This window comes from Clostridium sp. AF20-7 (assembly GCF_003479275.1).
GTDB classification, from domain to species: domain Bacteria; phylum Bacillota; class Clostridia; order Lachnospirales; family Lachnospiraceae; genus Otoolea; species Otoolea fessa.
In genome coordinates, this window is the sequence record NZ_QUGF01000004.1 from 29,600 (window position 1) to 50,309 (window position 20,710).

14 protein-coding genes, 6 tRNA genes and 1 other RNA gene are annotated in these 20,710 nt (G+C 49.7%); 2 read left to right on the forward strand and 19 right to left on the reverse strand.

The window, feature by feature from the left end:
* Positions 1-2 precede the first annotated feature (2 nt).
* The 3 genes from DWX68_RS04640 to DWX68_RS04650 all read right to left on the reverse strand — a co-directional run bounded on the left by DWX68_RS04640 (position 3) and on the right by DWX68_RS04650 (position 4,189).
* The gene (locus tag DWX68_RS04640) at positions 3-1,364 is read right to left on the reverse strand and encodes an ABC transporter permease (RefSeq protein WP_117795159.1); all 1,362 of its coding nucleotides are present in this window, start codon (positions 1,362-1,364) and stop codon (positions 3-5) included.
* 15 nt (positions 1,365-1,379) lie between these two features.
* On the reverse strand, positions 1,380-3,347 hold the full coding sequence (locus tag DWX68_RS04645) for a CARDB domain-containing protein (RefSeq protein ID WP_243027550.1): 1,968 nt from the start codon (positions 3,345-3,347) through the stop codon (positions 1,380-1,382).
* Positions 3,348-3,424: 77 nt separating this feature from the next.
* Positions 3,425-4,189 (reverse strand): ABC transporter ATP-binding protein, encoded by a 765-nt coding sequence (locus DWX68_RS04650; protein WP_118628739.1) that lies wholly within the window; start codon positions 4,187-4,189, stop codon positions 3,425-3,427.
* 559 nt (positions 4,190-4,748) lie between these two features.
* Here DWX68_RS04650 and pyrB point away from each other — a divergent pair.
* Together pyrB and DWX68_RS04660 are read left to right on the forward strand one after the other, a co-directional pair.
* Positions 4,749-5,672, forward strand: a complete 924-nt coding sequence (gene pyrB / locus DWX68_RS04655; protein ID WP_107001544.1) for an aspartate carbamoyltransferase — start codon at positions 4,749-4,751, stop codon at positions 5,670-5,672.
* Positions 5,666-6,091: an aspartate carbamoyltransferase regulatory subunit gene (locus DWX68_RS04660; RefSeq protein WP_107001545.1), complete on the forward strand. Its 426-nt coding sequence runs from the start codon at positions 5,666-5,668 to the stop codon at positions 6,089-6,091. Before pyrB ends, DWX68_RS04660 begins: the two co-directional genes overlap by 7 nt.
* Positions 6,092-6,226: 135 nt before the next feature.
* Here DWX68_RS04660 and DWX68_RS04665 read toward each other — a convergent pair whose 3' ends face one another.
* The 16 genes from DWX68_RS04665 to DWX68_RS04740 form a co-directional block, all read right to left on the reverse strand.
* Positions 6,227-7,654, reverse strand: a complete 1,428-nt coding sequence (locus tag DWX68_RS04665; protein WP_118628740.1) for an alanine/glycine:cation symporter family protein — start codon at positions 7,652-7,654, stop codon at positions 6,227-6,229.
* 100 nt (positions 7,655-7,754) lie between these two features.
* Positions 7,755-8,102: RNase P RNA component class A (rnpB, locus tag DWX68_RS04670), an RNA gene on the reverse strand.
* A gap of 44 nt (positions 8,103-8,146) precedes the next feature.
* Complete coding sequence (locus tag DWX68_RS04675; protein ID WP_118628741.1) at positions 8,147-9,799, reverse strand: nucleoside kinase; 1,653 nt, start codon at positions 9,797-9,799, stop codon at positions 8,147-8,149.
* 12 nt (positions 9,800-9,811) lie between these two features.
* On the reverse strand, positions 9,812-10,612 hold the full coding sequence (locus tag DWX68_RS04680; protein ID WP_118628742.1) for a Nif3-like dinuclear metal center hexameric protein: 801 nt from the start codon (positions 10,610-10,612) through the stop codon (positions 9,812-9,814).
* On the reverse strand, positions 10,599-11,366 hold the full coding sequence (locus DWX68_RS04685) for a class I SAM-dependent methyltransferase (protein ID WP_118628743.1): 768 nt from the start codon (positions 11,364-11,366) through the stop codon (positions 10,599-10,601). The genes DWX68_RS04680 and DWX68_RS04685 overlap by 14 nt, the downstream gene beginning before the upstream one ends.
* A gap of 43 nt (positions 11,367-11,409) precedes the next feature.
* Positions 11,410-12,522: an RNA polymerase sigma factor RpoD gene (gene rpoD / locus DWX68_RS04690; protein ID WP_107001550.1), complete on the reverse strand. Its 1,113-nt coding sequence runs from the start codon at positions 12,520-12,522 to the stop codon at positions 11,410-11,412.
* 204 nt (positions 12,523-12,726) lie between these two features.
* Positions 12,727-14,640, reverse strand: coding sequence for a DNA primase (gene dnaG / locus DWX68_RS04695; protein ID WP_107001551.1), 1,914 nt, complete (start codon positions 14,638-14,640; stop codon positions 12,727-12,729).
* 10 nt (positions 14,641-14,650) lie between these two features.
* Positions 14,651-15,658: a deoxyguanosinetriphosphate triphosphohydrolase gene (locus DWX68_RS04700; RefSeq protein ID WP_022359692.1), complete on the reverse strand. Its 1,008-nt coding sequence runs from the start codon at positions 15,656-15,658 to the stop codon at positions 14,651-14,653.
* Positions 15,659-15,982: 324 nt separating this feature from the next.
* Entirely contained in the window at positions 15,983-17,665 is a 1,683-nt protein-coding gene (locus DWX68_RS04705) for a carbon starvation protein A (RefSeq protein WP_022359691.1), read from the reverse strand.
* 262 nt (positions 17,666-17,927) lie between these two features.
* Positions 17,928-19,685: a S8 family peptidase gene (locus DWX68_RS04710; protein ID WP_118467458.1), complete on the reverse strand. Its 1,758-nt coding sequence runs from the start codon at positions 19,683-19,685 to the stop codon at positions 17,928-17,930.
* 99 nt (positions 19,686-19,784) lie between these two features.
* A tRNA-Leu gene (locus DWX68_RS04715) sits at positions 19,785-19,868 on the reverse strand.
* 4 nt (positions 19,869-19,872) lie between these two features.
* A tRNA-Leu gene (locus DWX68_RS04720) sits at positions 19,873-19,956 on the reverse strand.
* Positions 19,957-20,122: 166 nt separating this feature from the next.
* Positions 20,123-20,206: transfer RNA gene (locus DWX68_RS04725), tRNA-Leu, on the reverse strand.
* Positions 20,207-20,210: 4 nt separating this feature from the next.
* Positions 20,211-20,294, reverse strand: a tRNA-Leu gene (locus DWX68_RS04730).
* 166 nt (positions 20,295-20,460) lie between these two features.
* Positions 20,461-20,544 (reverse strand) — tRNA-Leu (locus DWX68_RS04735).
* A 4-nt stretch (positions 20,545-20,548) separates the two neighbouring features.
* Positions 20,549-20,632, reverse strand: a tRNA-Leu gene (locus DWX68_RS04740).
* Positions 20,633-20,710: the final 78 nt, after the last annotated feature.

Genomic DNA, 20,710 nt, shown 5'->3' on the forward strand with positions numbered 1-20,710 from the left:
TATCACTCATTCCGTATCGCCGCCAACGGACTCAGCTTCATCGCGCGCATTGCCGGGAAGAATCCGGCTGCCATGCCGATGATGATGGCAAATCCTACCGATGGAACTGCCAGCCAGATCGGGATCACGGACAGTTTTCCATCCATTCCATATAAAAAAGTCGCTGCCAGAAACTGGTTAATCAGCACGGAAACCATAAAACTCAGCGTCAGTCCGATGAGTCCTCCCATGAAACCGATAAAACCTGCCTCAATCAGAAACATATTTCGGATGGTTGCAAGGGAACATCCCAGCACTTTCAGCACGCCAATCTCTTTCGTCCGCTCATAGATGGACATCATCATCGTGTTGGCGATGCCAATCGCAGCAACCAGGAGGGAGACGGCGCCGATGCCGCCGAGGGCTGCCTGAATCATATTAGACTGCTGCTTGGACTGTTCCAGCCACTCCATCTGGCTGTTTGCCTCGTAGCCCATGTTGCTGATGGCTTTCTGCACCTCAATTACATGATCCATGTCGTCCACATTTACCGTCGCTTCTTCATAGACAAAATAATTGTAAGGTTTTCCTTTTTTGTTGGTCGGCTGTCCCGGAATCGGCTTTTTCTTAAATATCTGTTTCAGCTGTGTCTTGAGCTTATTCAGATCAACGTAGACGCCGTAGCTGTAATCACTCCAGTCTTCCGGTCCACCCGCTACCATTCCAGCCGTTTTCATCATATATTTCTTTGGCGCCGCTACTTTCTGGCTGCCATCCTCGCCGCTGGAATTTCCCTTGGACTGATAGTACGCATCCGTGTCAAAGATCGTAAACATCGGTTTGTTGATAAAATCGATGTCCGGCATCTCCCCGGTGTCCCAGTAACCTTTTCCTGTCTTGGCATTGCTAAAATTCTGTGCGACCATATTTCCGACTACCATCTCCATGTCCTTCGTTTCAGTTGTCGGCAGGCTTCCTTCTCCCAGCTTGATATTCTTCATCGCTCCCAAGGGGATCCCATGCAGCTGCACGTTTCCCTCGTAGGCACCCTGACGCATAATCACATTCAGGTTCAGATCCGGATAAGCACTTGTCACATGCGGAATCTTTTCAAATGTCTTCATCGTCTCATCCGTCATGAAGCTGTCTTCCGGATTTTTCTTGTCACTGGAATTTCCATTGTTATAATTATATACCTGAATCGCGGTCAGGCTTCCATAGGAAGAATACTGTTTGATGGTAAATTCTTTCAGTCCTATTCCGATGGAAACCATGACAACGATCGATGCCGTACCAATCACGACTCCCAGAACCGTCAGAAAGGTACGGAGCTTTCTGCGAAACAGGTTGTTGACGCTCATCGTCAGCAGATCACTGAATCTCATTTTCACCGGTCCTTTCTATTTTTTCTTTCTTTTCAGATGATCGTTTTGTTCTTTTTCAACGTCCTTTGTTTCGTCTTCCGATACATCTGCTGTCGTCATTTCCGGCTCGCCCAGCTCATTGTCCAGTTCCTCTTCTAATTCGTCTTCAAGCGCCTTTTCTCCTGCTATTTTCTTCTTTTTCCTCTTCCAGACAACTACACCGACACCTGCGCCCACCAGCGCAGCGATCACAAGCATCGGAGCGATCCGCCCAGCGCCGCCCGCTTGCGCCGCATCGGCATCTGCATCCATGCCGTTGTCCATTCCATCCATGCCGTCCATCCCGTCATCGGAAAACGCCTCACTCACGTTCAGAAGCATTTCTTTTTCAGTCTCTGAAACGACTCCATTTTCATCCTCATAGGAAATGATAATCTTCACTTTTCCATCATCGGTTGTCGGCGCAATCGCGGTCAGCATCGTATCGACATTGCCGGTTTCGCCCGGCTTGATATTTCCCACATAAGCGTCAGCTGGTTGGATAGAATCTGCCTCAAAACGCGCCATAACATTGTAAAGAATTACTTTTCCGGTGTTGTTGATGCCAAACATGACATTCGTCTCAGAACCAACCTCAACCGCATCCGGCATCACATCGATCGTACTGGTGTTCAGACGCGGCTCCTGCTTGACCGGAAGTGCAATCTTGACCTCTTCCTTGGCATTTTTAAACTCCGGGCTGTCGTACTGCTCCTGGATTGTCATGCGGTATGATTTCTGCTCTGCCGTCGGCGCTGCCTTAAATACCATCGACAAATCCGCCGTCGCCCCCGGCGCCATATTGTTGACTACCACCGAAGTCGAACCGCTCTCCGAGGTAAAGATCGGTGTATTTTCAACCTCTTCTGACGCAAATGTAAACATGATATTGGAAGCCGACACATCGGAGGAGGCATTCTTCATCCGCACGCGCAGCTCAAACGGCTGCCCGGCATAGATTTCTGCCGGAATCGTCTCGAAACTATCTACGATGATTCGGGATTTGGTACGATCCTGCTCGCCCGCATCGGCTGAAAGCTCATCGTCATCCTTTCCCTTGACACGCACGTAAAATACCTTGTCCACCGGATCGGAGAACTCGCCGCCCTCTTCTTCGCGGTATGTAACCAGATAGTGAATCGGGAAAAAGCCCGATTTTACGTTCTCGCGCACCATCATGCTGTACGGAACCGTCACCATCTGCCCTGGTTCCATGTCGCCCATCTTGCGGTTATAGTTGCCCTCGTTGATATCAAACGGAAACTTTGTTATATCCGCGTCAAGCTGCATATCCACGCGGACATCGTAAACCTTTTTAAGCCCCGTATTCGTCAGATTCACGCCAAAATTCATGACCTGATTGTAGCCCGCATACGGTGTCTGCTGGTTGTCACCGATGGAAAAATCGTAATCCAGCTTCGTGTTGTCGTCTTCCTCGGTGGAGGAACCATCGTAGGCGGATACCCAGATGTTGATGCCGACTTTTAGGCTGTCATCAATATAGAAAAACGCCTGATAATATCCTGCTGCCAAATCCCGGCGCAGTTTATACGTCAATGTTACACTTTTAGACGAACCTGGCTTTACATCAATTCTTTTTTCTTTAAACGTATTTGAATCAGCTTCAAATGGAAAATGTTTTCCAGACCATGAAATATTGGAATCCGAATCACTGTCATCATCGTCATCATCATATGTATAAAATTGATCGTATTGATCCGCATTGGCTAAACGAATTGTTCTTAAATAATTATCTCCTTTGCTGCCATTATTATGAACCGTCATCTTAATCGAAATTTTATTTCCGGCCTTTCCGTGCGGCACTTTACTGACGGTAATTAAATCATCGTTATATTTTGTCATATCCAGCATTTCCGCCTGCGCCGTCCGGCTTCCTCCCACCGCCAGCACCGCAAAAAGCAGCAAAAACACCGCCCATCTCTTCCACTTTCTCATACCTCTCATTTTTCATACCTCCATATCCTCTCACATTAAATGCTGCTTTTATCAATTTCTCATTCTATCGTCAGCATTCCTGTGTTTTAGCCTTCTATTTTCCCATCTTCCTTACCCATTTGCCGATTCTCCTCTATCTTCACAATCTTACCATCGATAATATGGAAGATCCGGTCCGCATACGCCGCCAGATGGTTATCATGCGTGACCATAACCAGCGTCTGGTTCTGTTCCCGGACGATCCGCTGCATCAGTTTCAGCACATCCATCGTCGTATGGGAATCCAGATTTCCAGTCGGCTCGTCTGCAAAAATGATCTCTGGATGTACCACCAGCGCCCGTGCGATGCCGACACGCTGCTGCTGCCCGCCGGACATCTGGTTCGGCATATGATCGCCGACTTTTTCCAGTCCGACCATTTTCAGATATTTTTCCGCCATCTCCCGGCGCCTGACGCGCGGCACACCGCGGAAGGACAGCGGAAGCGCTACATTTTCAACCGCATTCATCGTACCGAGCAGGTTATATGACTGGAAGATAAATCCGACCCGCTCCCGGCGGAATGCCACCAGCTGGTTCTCGTTTAATTTTTCTATGTGCTGTCCGGCTATGACAATCTCGCCCTTCGTCGGCTTCTCCAGCCCCGCCAGCATATTCAATAAGGTAGATTTACCCGAACCGGAGGTACCTACAATCGCACAGAATTCGCCACGGTACATCGTAAAATCAACGCCGTTCAGCGCGTATACCTTCGTCTCGCCGACGCGGTAGACTTTATATAGATTTTTTACCTGTATGACAGGTTCCCGTTTCCGGAATTCATTCTTCCCCGGCACTTTCCGCTCTTCCATCAGCCTTCTCCATTTTCTAACTTATTTCATGCTCCTGAATATTCCATCGAAATCCATTCCTGACAACCTGGATTTATACAAGTTTCAACCATTGCAATTCCAGTTCTTCTTTCTACATTATACCGGATTTGTTTCAATTCTCCTACCTTATTTTTCTTAATGTTCCTTACGCTTTTCTTACCGTTACTGTTCACACACGTGTGCCCAGCAACGGGATTTTGCCGATGCTGCGCATTCCAAATCGGCAAAATCTGCTGCCAGAACTGTATCGTACGGAATTTTCAGTTCAGAAAATTCCTACCTGTGAACAGTTACTTCTTACCAGTTTTTCTCCCTGTCTGACCGTTCCTTACGCTAATCTATTTTGCCCTGGAAAGTCATTTTTATTTCCTATTTCATCGCAGGTAATCTTCCAGCCGTCATCACATTGTCCATATTTTCTATCCCCCCTATTCATATTTTTTATATCACAGATCATTAAAAGCTATAGCAATCCATCTGGAAATGTTTTATAATAGTTGGGAAAAATATGCTAATACGAATAGAGAAGGAGAATCAAATGAGACATTTGCTGAATCCACTGGATTTTTCCGTTGAGGAGATCGACCAGCTTCTGGATCTCGCTTCCGATATCGAAGCCAATCCAGCCAAATATGCACACGTCTGCGACGGAAAGAAAATCGCGACTCTGTTTTATGAGCCAAGCACCCGTACACGCTTAAGTTTTGAGGCTGCTATGCTGAACTTAGGGGGACGGGTTCTTGGCTTTGCTTCTGCCGATTCAAGCTCTGCTTCCAAGGGCGAGAGTGTGGCAGATACCATCCGCGTTATCTCCTGCTTCGCAGATATCTGCGCGATGCGCCACCCGAAGGAAGGTGCGCCGATGGTTGCTTCCCTGCACTCTTCCATCCCGGTTATCAATGCCGGCGACGGCGGTCACCAGCATCCGACGCAGACCTTGACCGATCTGATGACGATCCGTTCTTTAAAAGGACGCCTGAACAATTTAACAGTCGGTCTGTGCGGCGATTTAAAATTCGGACGCACGGTTCACTCCTTAATCAATGCGCTGTCCCGCTACACAGGCATCCGTTTCGTCCTCATTTCCCCGCCGGAACTGCGCGTCCCGGATTATATCATTGAGGATACACTGAATGCAAAGGGAATCGAGTACAAAGAGGTGGAAAACCTGGATGAGGCGATGCCGGAGCTTGATATTCTCTACATGACACGTGTCCAGAGAGAGCGTTTCTTCAACGAGGAAGATTACATCCGTATGAAAGACTGCTACATTCTCGACAAAAAGAAGATGGAGCTTGCCCGTGATGATATGTTTGTGCTCCATCCGCTTCCGCGTGTCAATGAGATTTCCGTTGAGGTGGACAACGACCCGCGTGCCGCTTACTTCAAACAGGTTCAGTACGGCGTATACGTCCGTATGGCTCTGATCATGACTTTACTGGAGGTGGAAAAACCATGTTAAATATCAGCGGATTAAAAGAAGGTTTTGTTCTGGACCACATCCAGGCAGGACGCAGTATGGATATTTACTTTAAACTGGGGCTGGACAAGCTGGACTGCCAGGTGGCTATTATCAAAAATGCGCGCAGCAGCAAGATGGGACGCAAGGACATCATCAAGATCGACGGCAGCCTTGATCTGGTAAATGTTGATGTGCTCGGCTACATCGATCACCGTATCACGATCAACATCATCAAGGATGGAAAAATCGTAGAGAAAAAAAATGTCAAGATGCCGAAAAAAATCACGAATGTCATCCACTGCAAGAACCCGCGCTGCATTACCTCGATCGAGCAGGAGCTTCCGCATATCTTCTATCTCGCGGATGAGGAAAAAGAGGTATACCGCTGCCAGTACTGTGATGAGAAGTATTCGCTGTAAATTCTCCTGAATATATCAAATGAATATCAAAAAAGCCATGAACGACTTTTCTGTAGATTTACAGATCATAAGCGATTTCATGGCTTTTATTATTTTCCAGATTATAGATTCCAAAAGTGCCTACCCTTGAACATCTTAATTCCAGAACTCTGTCTTACCTTCCAGCCCGATACTCTCAGCCTTGAAGCACGGATTCTTGCCTTCCTTTTTCTGCACCAGGTAATCATCCAGACATTTGAGCGCTGTATTTCCCAGAATCACGATAACCGGCAGGTTGATGATCGCCATGATACCCATGAGGACATCCGCGAGATCCCATACCAGACCGAACTGGAGCTGTGCGCCGATGAAGACAACTACCACCGCAAACAGGCGGAACACGTTCATTTCTTTGTTTTTCAGCGTACGGCGTGCGATGTAGTTGAGACATCCCTCACAGTAGAACAGGTTGCCGAGCAGTGTCGTAAATGCAAACAAAAGAAGTGCAAATGTAATGAAATACGGTCCAATCACGCCAAATACCGTTCCCAAAGATTCCTGTACGAACGGAGCGCCTTTCAGTTCTTCGGACGGAACGATACCGGTGCAGAGGCACATCATCGCTGTTGCCGTACAGATGAGGATTGTATCGATAAAGACGGAAAGCATCTGTACCAGTCCCTGCTTAACCGGATGGCTGACATCGGCTGCTGCCGCCGCGTTCGGTGCAGAACCAACACCCGCCTCGTTGGAATACAGACCTCTCTTGATTCCCTGCATCATGGCAGAACCTGCAAATCCGCCGAAGATCGCCTTGAAATCAAAGGCATTGGAGAAGATATTGACAAATACCTCCGGGAGTCTTCCGATGTTTAAGATCATGACCGCAATCGCCATCAGGATGTAGAAAACGCCCATAAACGGAACCAGCACGCCGGTAATGCGGACAATCTGTTTTCCGCCGCCTATGATACAGATGCCGACCAGAATCGCCAGAATGGCGCCGCCGATCATCGGAACCAGGCTCCTGTCCCCCATCATAAATTGATGGTAAAAGCCGTAATTCGACATGCTGTCAATCAGGTTAAAAGACGCCAGCATATTAAAACCGCCAGCATAAGTAGCAATCAGGGCAATCGCGAAGACAACGCCCAGCGCACGGCTCTTCAGCGCCGCCTCGATATAATAAGACGGACCTCCGTAGCTTCCGCCGGATGCGTCGCGCTTCTTATAAATCTGTGCCAGCGTGCTCTCAACAAAAGCCGATGCGCCGCCCACAATCGCGATCAGCCACATCCAGAACACCGCGCCGTAACCGCCGATCGCGATCGCATTGGCTACACCTACGATATTGCCTGTGCCGACGCGGCTCGCCGTCGATACCATCAGCGCCTGAAATGCGGATACGGAGTTGCTGTCTGTCTTTTCTCCGACTACCCGGATTGATTCCGGAAGCAGACGGAGCTGTACGAAACGGCTTCGGAGTGTGAAATACAGTCCGACCGCCAGCAGCATGATAATCAACAGATAGCTGTACATAACATTGCTGATCACACCAACGAGTGATGCAAATCCTTCTAACATAAAATTTCCCCCTTTTCTTTTGTATGCAATATAGAAAAAAGAGCCGCTGCCAAATAAAGATGCTCTTTGGTATCTGCATTCGGCAACAGCCCTCTTAAATGATTTGAGCAAAACGGTAAGCCGGGTTATGTCGTTGAATGGTCATCTATCTAGTCCTGCTGTCGCCAGCAGGCTCAAGCGACCTACCCGAGAGCAGACGGGCCGCCTTGCGCTCTCTGTTCGGTCTTGCTTCGGATGGGGTTTACATGTGCCCCGGCTGTTACCAGCCGGGCGGTAGTCTCTTACACTGCCCTTCCACCCTTACCCGGTAAACCGGGCGGTACATTTCTGTTGCACTGTCCTTGGAGTCGCCTCCACCAGACGTTATCTGGCATCCTGCCCTGTGAAGCCCGGACTTTCCTCACCTGCAGCCTTTCGGTTCTGCAGCCGCGACCATCTGTCTTACTCAAAACATCCTAACTCTACCATATTTTCAGGCATTTGTCCAGTCAATCATACTTTAAAACAGCTTCCGCCGATAAATTCGCGCACAATCGAATTGTGCGGCACCTGTTCGCTGCTGACACCCAGAAAATAATCGAGAAATTTGAGCAGCCGCTTCGCCTCGTTGTACTCCGCCGAATCACGCGGAACACTATATAAGATCGGCTCCGCATACTGTTTGAGCACCGAAAGCTCATATAAAAATGCCGAATTGAACATCGCATCCGCCTCTTCCTGATACGGGAAAATATTCCGCTCCTCGCCCCGGCGTACGGAATCCCACATCCGGATCGTGTCCTGTGCCGACGCACCGCGCGTTCTCGCATCGCGGACCATCCGCCGGATCAGACGTCCGTCCGTCGTCGGAACGCGGTTGTGATCGTCGATATTTAACTGAGTCAGCGCACTGATATAAATCTTAAATTTCTTATCACGCGGCAGTGAATACGACAAATCATCATTCAAACAGTGAATTCCCTCGATGACCAAAATATCCTCCGCCCCAAGCTGCAGAAAATCGCCCTTATATTCGCGCTCGCCCTTGACAAAGTTGTAAACCGGCAGCTCCACGCGTTTTCCCGCCAGAAGTGCTTCCATATCTTCATTAAACTGTTTCACATCGATGCAGTTTAATGCCTCATAATCGTAATTTCCATTTTCATCCCGCGGGCTGTCCACACGGTTGACAAAATAATTGTCCACCGCGATCGGATGCGGTTTCATTCCCAGCGCGGCGAGCTGAATCGACAAACGGTGTGAAAAGGTCGTTTTTCCCGAAGAGGACGGTCCTGCAATCATGATCAGTTTGCGTCCGCTCTCATGAATCTGCTCCGCGATATCTCCGATCTTCTTTTCCTGCAGCGCCTCCTGCATCAGGATCAGGTCGTTCATGCGCCCCCGCGCGATCGTATCGTTGAGTGTTCCCACGTCAAACACACCGAGCTTGTGACCGAGCTTTTCCGCCTCCTGCTGGACATCAAACAGTTTTTTCTGCGGATGGAACGGCTGAATCGCCTTCGGCTGCTTCTTGTTCGGCAGACGCAGGATAAATCCTTCCTCGTACATCTGTAAATCAAAATATTTGAGATACCGGGTGCTCATGACCATATATCCGTAGAAATAGTCGTCATAATCGCCAAGCCGGTAAACATTGACCCGCGACGCCCGCCGGTAATTGAACAAACGCGCCTTGTCATACATGCCCTGCTCCTGGAAATGATCCATCGCCTCATCCGTATTTTCACTCCGTTTCTGCAGCGGCAGATCCTGCTCAGACAGGCGCTTCATCTCCGCTTTCACACGGTCTAAGAGCTCCTGGCTGAGTGTTACCCTGCCTTCCACCTCCACATACAGACCATTTTCAACAGAAAAGCAGACCGTGATATTTTTCACATTTTCCCTGCCTGCCACATTCTGAAAGGCTTTCATCATCAGAAAGACGGCACTTCTCTGATATGCCAGATAGCCAGCCGTATCTGCCGCTGTGATAAATTCCATCTGGCAGTCCTTCTGCAGTGTTTTATGCAGCTCCCGCAGCCGTCCATTTACCGAGACCAGAAGAATATCATTCTCGTAATTCTTCTGATATTCCTCCGCAATCTCCGCATAGGCGGTTCCCTGCGGATATGTTTTTATCTCACTCCCAATCCGTACTTCCGGCATGTAATCCCCTCCCTAAACAATCTGGATTGGAAACGCCGGTTTCTCCCGCACAACCTTCACGGCGTCTCCCAGCTTCCCCATCAGATATTTCTCCATAAATTCAGTAAAAATGTGTTCAATTCCATAATGTCCAGCGTCGATGACCGCCATGCCCTGTGCAACCGCGTCGATTCCTTCATGGTGGCTGATATCTCCTGTGATATAAACCTGCGCCCCGGCTGCCAGTGCCTCTCCCATCGTGCTTCCTCCTGCGCCCGGGCAGACCGCCGCTTTCTGAATCACTGCCTCACCGTCCAGCTCACCGAAGACCGCCACATACGGCAGGCCAAATGCCTCCTTGACCTGCTCGGCAGCTGCCCGCAGCGTCATCGGCTGTTCGAAGCGTCCAGTGCATCCGATTCCGTAGGAAGTACCGTCTCCGGTCTCTCCCATTTTCTCTAAAACTTCACAATCCGTCAATCCCAGCTTCTTTGCCGCCAGATCTGCCATGCAGCCCGGCGCTGCGTCGAAATTCGTGTGCATCGCATAGTAGGAAATATCATCCTGAATCATCCGCAGGACTCTTCTGCCGATGAAATTCTGATCGGACACCTGCTTGATTCCTTTGAAAATAAGCGGATGGTGCGTCAAAATCATATCCGCCCCCGCCTGCTCTGCCTGCTCAATCACAGAATCGGTAGCGTCCACCGCCAGAAAGATCGTCTTCACTTCCTTCCCGCTGCGCCCCGCTAAAAGCCCCGGATTGTCCCAGTCACATGCCATGCTGCGCGGCGAAAGTGTTTCCAGGATCTTGATAATCTCACTGCATTTCATGTCTTGTCTCCTCTATCAGCGCCAGATAGGCGGTCAGTTCGTTAATGCGTGCTCCACGGCGGCTGATCGCCGCCTCTCCCGCTTCACTGGCTTCTAAAGTTTTCTTCTTGTTCTGGGCATCATTTTCTGTCAGCCCTGCCAGCACCTGTCGCGTCATCTTCTCTTCTTTCTCCAGATACGCAAGCAGCACCGGATCTTTCTTCCGGATCAAATCGGCTCCAAAACGGTAATCCTGCTCTCTCCCCGGCCGCATCGTGCCTCGCGCCGCTTCTATCACTATGTAATATTTTCCCTCGTCCGTCAGCATCGCTTCCCGGAGAATCGAAAATCCCTGTTCTTCCAGAAAATGACGCACTTCGTCCTGCTCCGACTGCGGCGACAGAATCAGGCGTTCTTTTCCCTCGCTCCAATTCTCCCACACATGGCGTCCCTGTTCCAGAATCCGGCAGGTCAGTTTTCCGCCCATTCCTGCGATCACAACTGTGTCTGCCTCGCCTGCCTTCAATTTTGCCAGTCCGTCTGACAGGCGCAGTTCAATTTTCCCGGAAAGCCCCACCTCTTCCACGTGTTCTTCCGCCCGCTCCAGCGGGCCTTTCCGCACATCCATCGCCAATGCCGACGGGCACACGCCCTTCTGCACCAGCCAGATCGGCACATAACCGTGATCGGTGCCGATATCTGCCACCCGGCTGCCCGGCTGTACAAAAGAAGCGATCCGTTCCAGACGCTTCGAGAGTTTTACTTCTGTCCGCATGATTTATTCTCCTGTGTTCTACTTTTTATTTCTTCTTTCCAGATCATTCATCCAGATAATCCTTCAATTTTTTGCTCCGGCTCGGATGGCGCAGCTTCCGCAGCGCTTTCGCCTCGATCTGGCGGATCCGCTCGCGGGTGACATTGAACTGCCGTCCTACCTCTTCGAGCGTGCGCGGTCTGCCGTCGTCCAGGCCAAAGCGCAGACGCAGCACCTTCTGCTCCCGCTCGGTCAGCGTATCGAGCACTTCCATGAGCTGTTCATGCAGCAATGTATAGGTTGCCGCATCGACCGGAACCTGCACATGATCGTCCTGAATGAAATCGCCCAGATGACTGTCTTCCTCCTCGCCGATCGGTGTCTCCAAGGAAACCGGATCCTGTGAAATCTTCATGATCTCCCGCACACGCTCAACCGGCATCTCCATCTTTTCCGCGATCTCCTCCGGGGTAGGTTCCCGTCCAAGTTCCTGTAAAAGCTGTCTGGAAGTCCGGATCAGACGGTTGATCGTCTCCACCATGTGAACCGGAATCCGGATCGTCCGCGCCTGATCCGCGATCGCGCGCGTGATCGCCTGACGGATCCACCAGGTTGCATAGGTGCTGAACTTAAATCCTTTTGAATAATCATATTTTTCAACCGCCTTGATAAGACCCAGATTTCCTTCCTGAATCAGGTCAAGGAACTGCATACCTCTGCCGACATAGCGCTTCGCAATGCTGACAACCAGGCGCAGATTCGCCTCCGCCAGACGTTTTCTGGCATTTTCATCTCCCAGCTCCATCCGCTTCGCCAGTTCAATTTCCTCTTCCGGGGAAAGCAGCGGCACTTTTCCGATCTCTTTCAGATACATCCGGACTGGATCATCGAGGCTGACGCCATCCGGGATGCTGAGATCCAGGTTGTCCACGTCGATCGGCTCCTCCTCGCCGTCTTCAAAAAGTTCTGGCTCCATGTCCTCATCGTCATCCATCCGGAGAACGTCTACATGATGATTTTCCAGAAAATCATAGATCTGATCGAGCTGTTCCGGGCTCAGTATCTCACCATGGAAATAATTCAATATTTCTTTATTGTCCAGTACATTTTTCTTTGTTTTTGCCAATTCCAGAAGCTGTGTGAGTTTTTCTTCAAATGTAACTTTTTTCTCTTCCATAGTTCGTCCTTCCTTCCATCCTCAGAACCTGCCCGACCATTTCCAATTTTGTTACTGAACACGCATACGTGTCCAGTAACGGAATTTGCCGTGGCTTCGCATTTCAATACGGCAAATTCCTGCTGCCACCACGTTTTCTTACGGCACTTTCGGTTCCAAAAGTGCCTACCCGTGTACAGTAACCCAATTTTTCCCAATCCGCAATCACTCCAACGTAATTACGAGCGAAGGCAATCCCGCCTGTTCCCGTATGAGCCGCTGCAGCTCATTCAAATCCGACGCCCGCCGGATCTGATCGTCGAGGCTGTTCTTCTTGATCCGGCGCACCGTCTCCGCAAATGCCTTTTTCTGCTCCTCATTGTTTAAGGATTCTTCCAGACTTGCATTGAAAAGCGCCGCGACTTCTTTATAATTGCCCTCGTCGTCGATAAAGCGGTTCAAAATCGCCGCCGGATTGACATTTCCAGCTTCCAGACCCTCAAATACAGCTTTTGCTGCTTCTTTATAAAGTGGTTTTACAAAATCCTCCGGTCCGATGATGTCCTTGATCCGGGCATACAGCGATGGTTCTTCAATCAGCCATGTAAGAAGCAGGCGTTCTGAACGGCGGATGCCCTCGTCCTTCTCCTTCTTCCTGCCCACCGGTCTCACCGCCGGTCCCGTATTTCCCGGAAACTCTGCATTTCCAGCACCGCGGTTTTCCGCCATTGCCCCGGCACTGCCGACGCTTCCGCCTACCTCCCTGTTTTGTACCGCACCAGTCGTATTTCCGGTTCTATATGAATCACCATAGCGACCCGCATATCCGCCTGCTGCCGTCTCCCCGACGCCATACCGGCTTCCGAGCTGGTTGACCAGCCGCCGCAGATCTTCATAATTGATAAAGTATTCCCGCGAAACCGCCTGTATATAATTATCCCGCTCCAGCGCCTCGCCAAATTCAAGCAGCTTGCGCGCCGTCTGATTGTAAAATGCCGTCTTCTGCTCCGGATCTTCCATATCAAAGCCGGCTTTCAGCACATCGATCTCATAGAGAAAGCTGTTTCTAGCCGTCTCGATCCGCTTTTCAAACTCCTCTGCTCCCAGGTTTTTCATAAATTCATCCGGATCCTTATACGGACGCATATTCAGTACCTTGGTTGAAATTCCTGCCCGCTTGAGGATCGGAATCGCCCGCAGCGCCGCCTTGACGCCCGCGCCATCGCTGTCGTAGGTCAGAATGACCTGATCCGTATACCGCTTCAGAAGCGCCGCGTGCTGCTCGGTCAGCGCCGTTCCCAGCGATGCGACCGCGTTCGTATAACCCGCCTGGTGCATGGAAATCACATCCATGTAGCCCTCGCAGAGCATCATATATTTCTTTCTCGAAGTACGCGCGTAATTAAGTCCGTATAGATTCCGGCTTTTGTCAAACAGCATCGTCTCCGGTGAGTTTAAGTATTTCGGTTCCCCGTCCCCGAGGACACGTCCGCCAAACCCGATCACCCGGCTGTTGACATCCATGATCGGAAACATGACACGGTTCCAGAACTTGTCCCTGGCGCCGCGCTCCTCGATCGTCACCAGCCCCGTATCCTTTAAAAGCTCGTCCTCATAGCCCTTGCTTTTCAGATACCGGTACAGATCGTCGCTGATTTTATTGGAAAATCCCAGTCCGAACCGCCGGATCGTCTCATCCGTCAGCTTCCGCTTTACCAGATAATCATATCCTATCTTTCCCTGCGGCTGCTTGAGCTGGTAATAAAAATAATTGGCTGCCAGCTTATTGATCTCCAGAAGCGCCGCCTTGCGGTCCGCCTTCGCCTTTGCCTCTTTAGAATATTCCATCTTCGGCAGTTTCACGCCCGAACGGTCCGCCAGCATCTCAACCGCCTCGCGGAATGAATAATTTTCATATTCCATCACAAACGTAATCACATTGCCGCTGACACCGCAGCCAAAGCAGTGGTACATCTGCTTGGACGGCGACACCGAAAAGGATGGCGATTTCTCATGATGAAACGGGCAGAGTCCAAACAGGTTGCTTCCCTTCTTCTGCAGCTTCACGTATCCGGAAATCACATCCACAATGTCGCTACGCATTCTGACTTCCTCGATTACCTCTTCCGGATAATACATTTCTTCCTCCTTATACGCTCCAGGCTTTCGGAATAAACAATTCCTTAAACCGGTCAATCGCGTAAATATCTGTCATACCCGCGATATAATCGCATACCGCGCGCTCTTTCGTCTCATTTCTCATCTCCATAATCCGGTGGGATTCTTCCGGAAGTTCCTCCGGATGCGCCATATAATATCCATACAGCATCTCGATCATCTGCTGTGCGCGCCCTTCCTCCGCTTTCGCAATCCCGTCATGGTAGACATGGTCAAACATCCAGCGGCGCAGCCCGTGCATCGCCTCCTCGCGTTCCGGTGACATCGCCACCTCCGGCTTGTCCTGGCTGTGCTCGATGATGTCGTGGATCATGATATTCAGCCGCTCATGCACACTGTTTCCCAGAATGTCCGTGTACTCCCGCGGCAAATCCTCTTCCTTCATGATCTTTCCCCGGATCGCATCATCTATATCATGGTTTATGTAGGCAATTTTATCTGAAAGCCGCACAACATTCCCTTCCAGCGTCGCCGGATGACCGCTCGTCCGGTGGTTCAGGATCCCGTTGCGAACCTCCCAGGTCAGGTTCAGCCCCTGCCCCTTCTGCTCCAGCACCTCCACAATGCGGACACTCTGCTGATAATGCGCGAACCCCTCGCTGCAGAGCCGGTTGAGCACCGCCTCCCCCGAATGACCAAACGGCGTATGTCCCAGATCGTGCCCCAGCGCGATCGCCTCCGCCAGAGACTCATTCAGCCGCAGCGCTTTCGCGATCGTGCGCGCTATCTGCGATACTTCCAGCGTGTGCGTCAGGCGCGTCCGGTAATGGTCGCCCTCCGGCGCCAGAAAAACCTGCGTTTTCTGTTTCAGACGCCGGAACGATTTGCTGTGCAGAATACGGTCGCGATCGCGCTGATACTCTGGCCGGATGTCGCAGAGCGGTTCTTTCCGCTCCCGTCCCCGTGTATTCGCACTCAGCGACGCATACGGACTCAGGGTTTCCTGTTCCCATTTTTCGATCGTTTCTCTGATATTCATCCAGATCCCACCTTTATTCAGAATAATTTACGGAATAAATTCGAAAGTTCGCCCATTATCTTATAATAATATCATATTTTTGTAATTTGGGACAGAGGTTTTCCATGGATTTTTGATCTTTTTCTATTTTCTTTTTTTATTTTATGTGGAAAGAAGGGGAATTATGACTACTTATTTCCATCTATTGAACAAAGGGGCTTAGAATGAAAAAGAGAAGACATCTGTTCTTTTGAATACAGACATCCTCTCTTTACTATCATACATACAAAACGTAACGGCTGTCCCTGATGGACCTCATCTACATTTTATTTTCACTTATTATTTTTACTTATCCGCTTTTTCAAGCAGTTTCTTGATACCCTGAATTGCTACTAATACACCCAGGATTAACAGCAGCACTGCAAATACAAGCTGCAGTGTATTTCCCAGATCCAGACCGGTCGTCATAAATGCGTTTGTGAGCTTTATGATGGTCATGCTCAGTGCAGTAAAGGTAACTGCCATCATGAACAGCATCGGCACCCAGAGCATCCAGCCCTGACGCTTGGTTTTCTTTAAGAATACTGCACAAGCTACAAGAGCAAGTACCGATAACAGCTGGTTTGCAGAACCGAATAACGGCCAGATCTCTGCATAGCCGACCTTGGTAAGCAGGTACGCGAGTACCAGTGTGATGATGGTTGCAAAATATTTATTGGTTACTACCTTTACAAACGGGCTCATATTTTCCTCGTCTGTGTCCGAATCCATGAAAAATTCCTGGAACGACAGACGTCCTACCCGGGCAACCGAATCCAGGGAAGTCAGTGCAAATGCAGATACCGCCAGGTTGATTAATGTAAATACAAGCGAATGCGGCAGACCAACTACGGAAAGAAAATTTGCGATCGCGCCTGCAAAAATCTGTGGCTGGGTGGTAAGTCCCTGTGCTGCTGCCTCGCCATCTGCAAAGGAAGCAACTGCAATCAGTGCGATGATAGCAAGCATACTCTCCATCAGCATTGCGCCAAACGAAACTGGAAGCATGTTCTTTTCATTTTTGATCTGTTTAGATGCAGTACCGGAAGATACCAGAGAATGGAAACCGGAAACTGCGCCACAGGCAATCGTTACAAATAAAATCGGGAACATATACTGTCCATTTACATTAAAGCTTGTAAACGGTTTCAAATTACATGCCGGATTGGCCACAAATACACCGATAACTGCACCGACGATCATAAAGATCAGCAGATAGCTGTTCAGATAATCACGCGGCTGAAGCAGCGCCCATACCGGAGCGACACTGGCAATCAGAATGTACACAAAGATAATAATATGCCAGGTTCCAAGATCGACATAGACCGGGAAATTCAGTCCCAGTGCGATCGCTGCCACCAGTAATAAAATAGCGACGGCTGTGTTGATCCATTTGTTGAATTTGGTATATTTGAGGAAATATCCAAGTGCAACTGCCTCGATGATAAATAACATAGAAGTAGTTGCAACGGCTCCATTTGCCGCTATCTTTGTGACAGCACCTGCCTCATCGACCGTAAATCCCTTAAATGTTCCCGCTACAACGTCTGCAAACGCTGCAACAACCAGAATACAGAACAGCCAGCAGAATAAAAGGAATAATTTCTTTCCTAATTTTCCAATGTACTCTTCGATGATGTATCCGATTGTTCGTCCCTTATTTTTGACAGACGCATACATGGATGCAAAATCCTGAACGGCGCCGAAAAATACGCCGCCGATTAAAATCCAAAGCAGGACCGGAAGCCAGCCAAAAATTGCCGCCTGGATCGGACCATTGATCGGACCCGCACCGGCGATCGACGCGAACTGATGACCAAACACAACGTTTGTATCAGCCGGTACATAATCGACACCGTCCTCCATCTCATATGCCGGAGTTTTGGCATTCGGATCGATGCCCCACTTATTCTGGAGATAACGCCCGTACAGGAGGTATGCTCCTCCCAGAACAACGATGGCGATTATCATCATCATTACTCCACTCATAGTTAAACCTCTTTCCTTTGTTTATTTATAAAAAAACGCCTCTGCTATCCAGTCGGATAACAAAGGCGAATTTTCTATCCCAACAGCTTTCCCGATCCATCCAGTGACTCTCTGTATTTCCGTTCTTTTATGTCTTTCCATGCTCATTGCATTTTATATCATGTAAATTATACTCTTTTGAGTGGAAAATTCAATTAACACTTTAAATATAATTTACAATTTCATTTATTGTTTTTTGTGCACCTTGCACTTCCTATTGTTTTTACAACGGGAAACTTCGCTCCAGACACAATGCCCCATACCCTACCCGCTCATTCGGATATACCGTCTCCCCCGGCAGACTCCGCGCCCCGCGGATGAAATATGCTTTCAGCTTCTCCCCATACAGGTAGGGATCGTTCCCATTTACAATCCCCCATTGCATCATCAGCGCCGCCGATCCGGTCACAAATGGAGCGGCAAAGGAAGTTCCTGTCACCGCCTCATATCCGCCGCCTGCGCGAGCGGTGATAATATTTACACCAGGTGCCGCCAGCTCTGGTTTGATCGGATGCCCCAATCTTGCAAATCCACGACCGGAAAAATCTGCATACGCCTGCGTGGCGTCATCGTACGCCCCCACCGAGATCGCCCGGCTGGCGGTCGATGGGATTGTCAGCGTCGTGTCCGGCGATGCCGTCAAAAAACGTGTTTCCCTGTTCAGTGCCATGCCCGCTGGCAGCCACAGATCATACTGACCATCCCGTATTTCTTCTGGAATCAGACGGATTTTCCAGAGCCCGTCCTGAATGTAGCTTCCTTTTGGAATCAAATCCAGATAAATCTCCTGCGCCTGACTGTATGGACTCGGCATCCCATAATATAGAAGAATCTCTTCCGTCTCATAGGAAAGCCGCTGTGCTCCCAACGATTCCCGGATCACCCCGGTGCTGCTGCCGCCCGGGCTGAAAATTTCTACTGAAAACCGGTCCTGATACAATTTCCATAGCTGCACACCGAAGCCCGTCTGATATTCCCCCACTGCAAGCTCTATCTCCACCGGACGTCCCATCTGCAGAAATCCCGCCCGGTGTCCCATGCTGTATCCTTCATTTCCGGTTCCCACGATGATGGAAGTCCGCCCCCGCTCTGCCATCGAATTTAGATACGTCTCCAGCAGGCTGGTTCCGTCATGAGAACCGTAGGTATTTCCAAAGCTCAGATTCACCGCCACCGGCATCCGCCATTCCTGTGCGATTCCCACCACATAGTCCAGCGCCCGCATCAGCTCTGTTGTCCTGGGAAATGAATCCGCAAGCGGCGTTCCAAGCTTCACGACCAGAAGTTCACTCTCCCAGGCTACTCCCCGGTAGTGTCCGCCGCCCTCCCAGCCATTTCCGGCTGCAATCGCCGCAACTGCCGTCCCGTGCCCGCTCACATCCCGCGACTGGACGATCTCGTAAGCGCGTTCCCGGCTGCCCGCCTCCAATGCCCGGTTGAGCTCCTCCCGCGTATAAATCCGGTTCTGCTCCTGATCCCAGAGTGCGGCGATGCGCGTCGTTCCATCTGCGTTTCGAAAGTCTGGATGGAAATAATCGATTCCGGAGTCGATGATGGCAGTCAATGTGCCGCGACCACTTAAATCAGCATCTCTGCCATACACGTTTTGAGAGACTTGATTTCCGCTCTGCACCGGCGCAATACAGGTATCACGAATCGCCCGGTTCACCTCAAAATAAAGACGCTTCGGCTTTTCTATATACTCAACCTGTGATAATCCTGCCAGATCATCCACCTGCGATTCAGGGAGCCGCACAATCGCGTAGCCGCCGGAAAGTGGATAAATTTCCGCCTGCGGCAGCTGTTCCTGCAACTTTTCCACAGTTCCATTATATTGAATGATTAATTCCCAGCGTTTCGTATTCTGGTCGTATCCCATCTGAAGTGCCGGGGACTTTTCCCGTTCCGCTTCTGTCGCATCCAAAGATAAGTTTAAAAGGTTTTCTTTTTTCTGGCTCTTGCCATTCACTAATTCACTCATTTTACAGTTTATGCTTATATGGCAAATCCCAGCATCATATTCTATCTATTTTTTTAACAAAACAAAACCCGGTACATCTCTGTACCGGGCTATCGATCATGCAGAAGAAGGGACTTGAACCCTCATGATGTTGCCATCACACGGACCTGAACCGTGCGCGTCTGCCAATTCCGCCACTTCTGCTTACTGCGGGAGATGGGACTTGAACCCACACGAGCATACACCCACAAGATCCTTAGTCTTGCCTGTCTGCCAATTCCAGCACTCCCGCTTACTGTTTTTCAATTTTCTCTGTCCGATGATTTTCTCACCGACAAAGAGTAGTATAGCACAATTTCATTTGAATTGCAAGCCTGTTTTCCGCAAATTTATATCTGAATTTATTGAATCAGAGTATAGCAAAAACCCGGCACATCTCTGTACCGGGCTATCAGTCATGCAGAAGAAGGGACTTGAACCCTCATGATGTTGCCATCACACGGACCTGAACCGTGCGCGTCTGCCAATTCCGCCACTTCTGCTTACTGCGGGAGATGGGACTTGAACCCACACGAGCATACACCCACAAGATCCTTAGTCTTGCCTGTCTGCCAATTCCAGCACTCCCGCTTACTGTTTTTCAATTTTCTCTGTCCGATGATTTTCTCACCGACAAAGAGTAGTATAGCACAATTTCATTTGAATTGCAAGCCTGTTTTCCGCAAATTTATATCTGAATTTATTGAATCAGAGTATAGCAAAAACCCGGCACATCTCTGTACCGGGCTATCAGTCATGCAGAAGAAGGGACTTGAACCCTCATGATGTTGCCATCACACGGACCTGAACCGTGCGCGTCTGCCAATTCCGCCACTTCTGCTTACTGCGGGAGATGGGACTTGAACCCACACGAGCATACACCCACAAGATCCTTAGTCTTGCCTGTCTGCCAATTCCAGCACTCCCGCTTACTGCTTTTTATTTTTGCCTGTCGAGTGAGTCACTCACTGACGAAGCTTAGTATAGCACAGGCGATCCGCGAATGC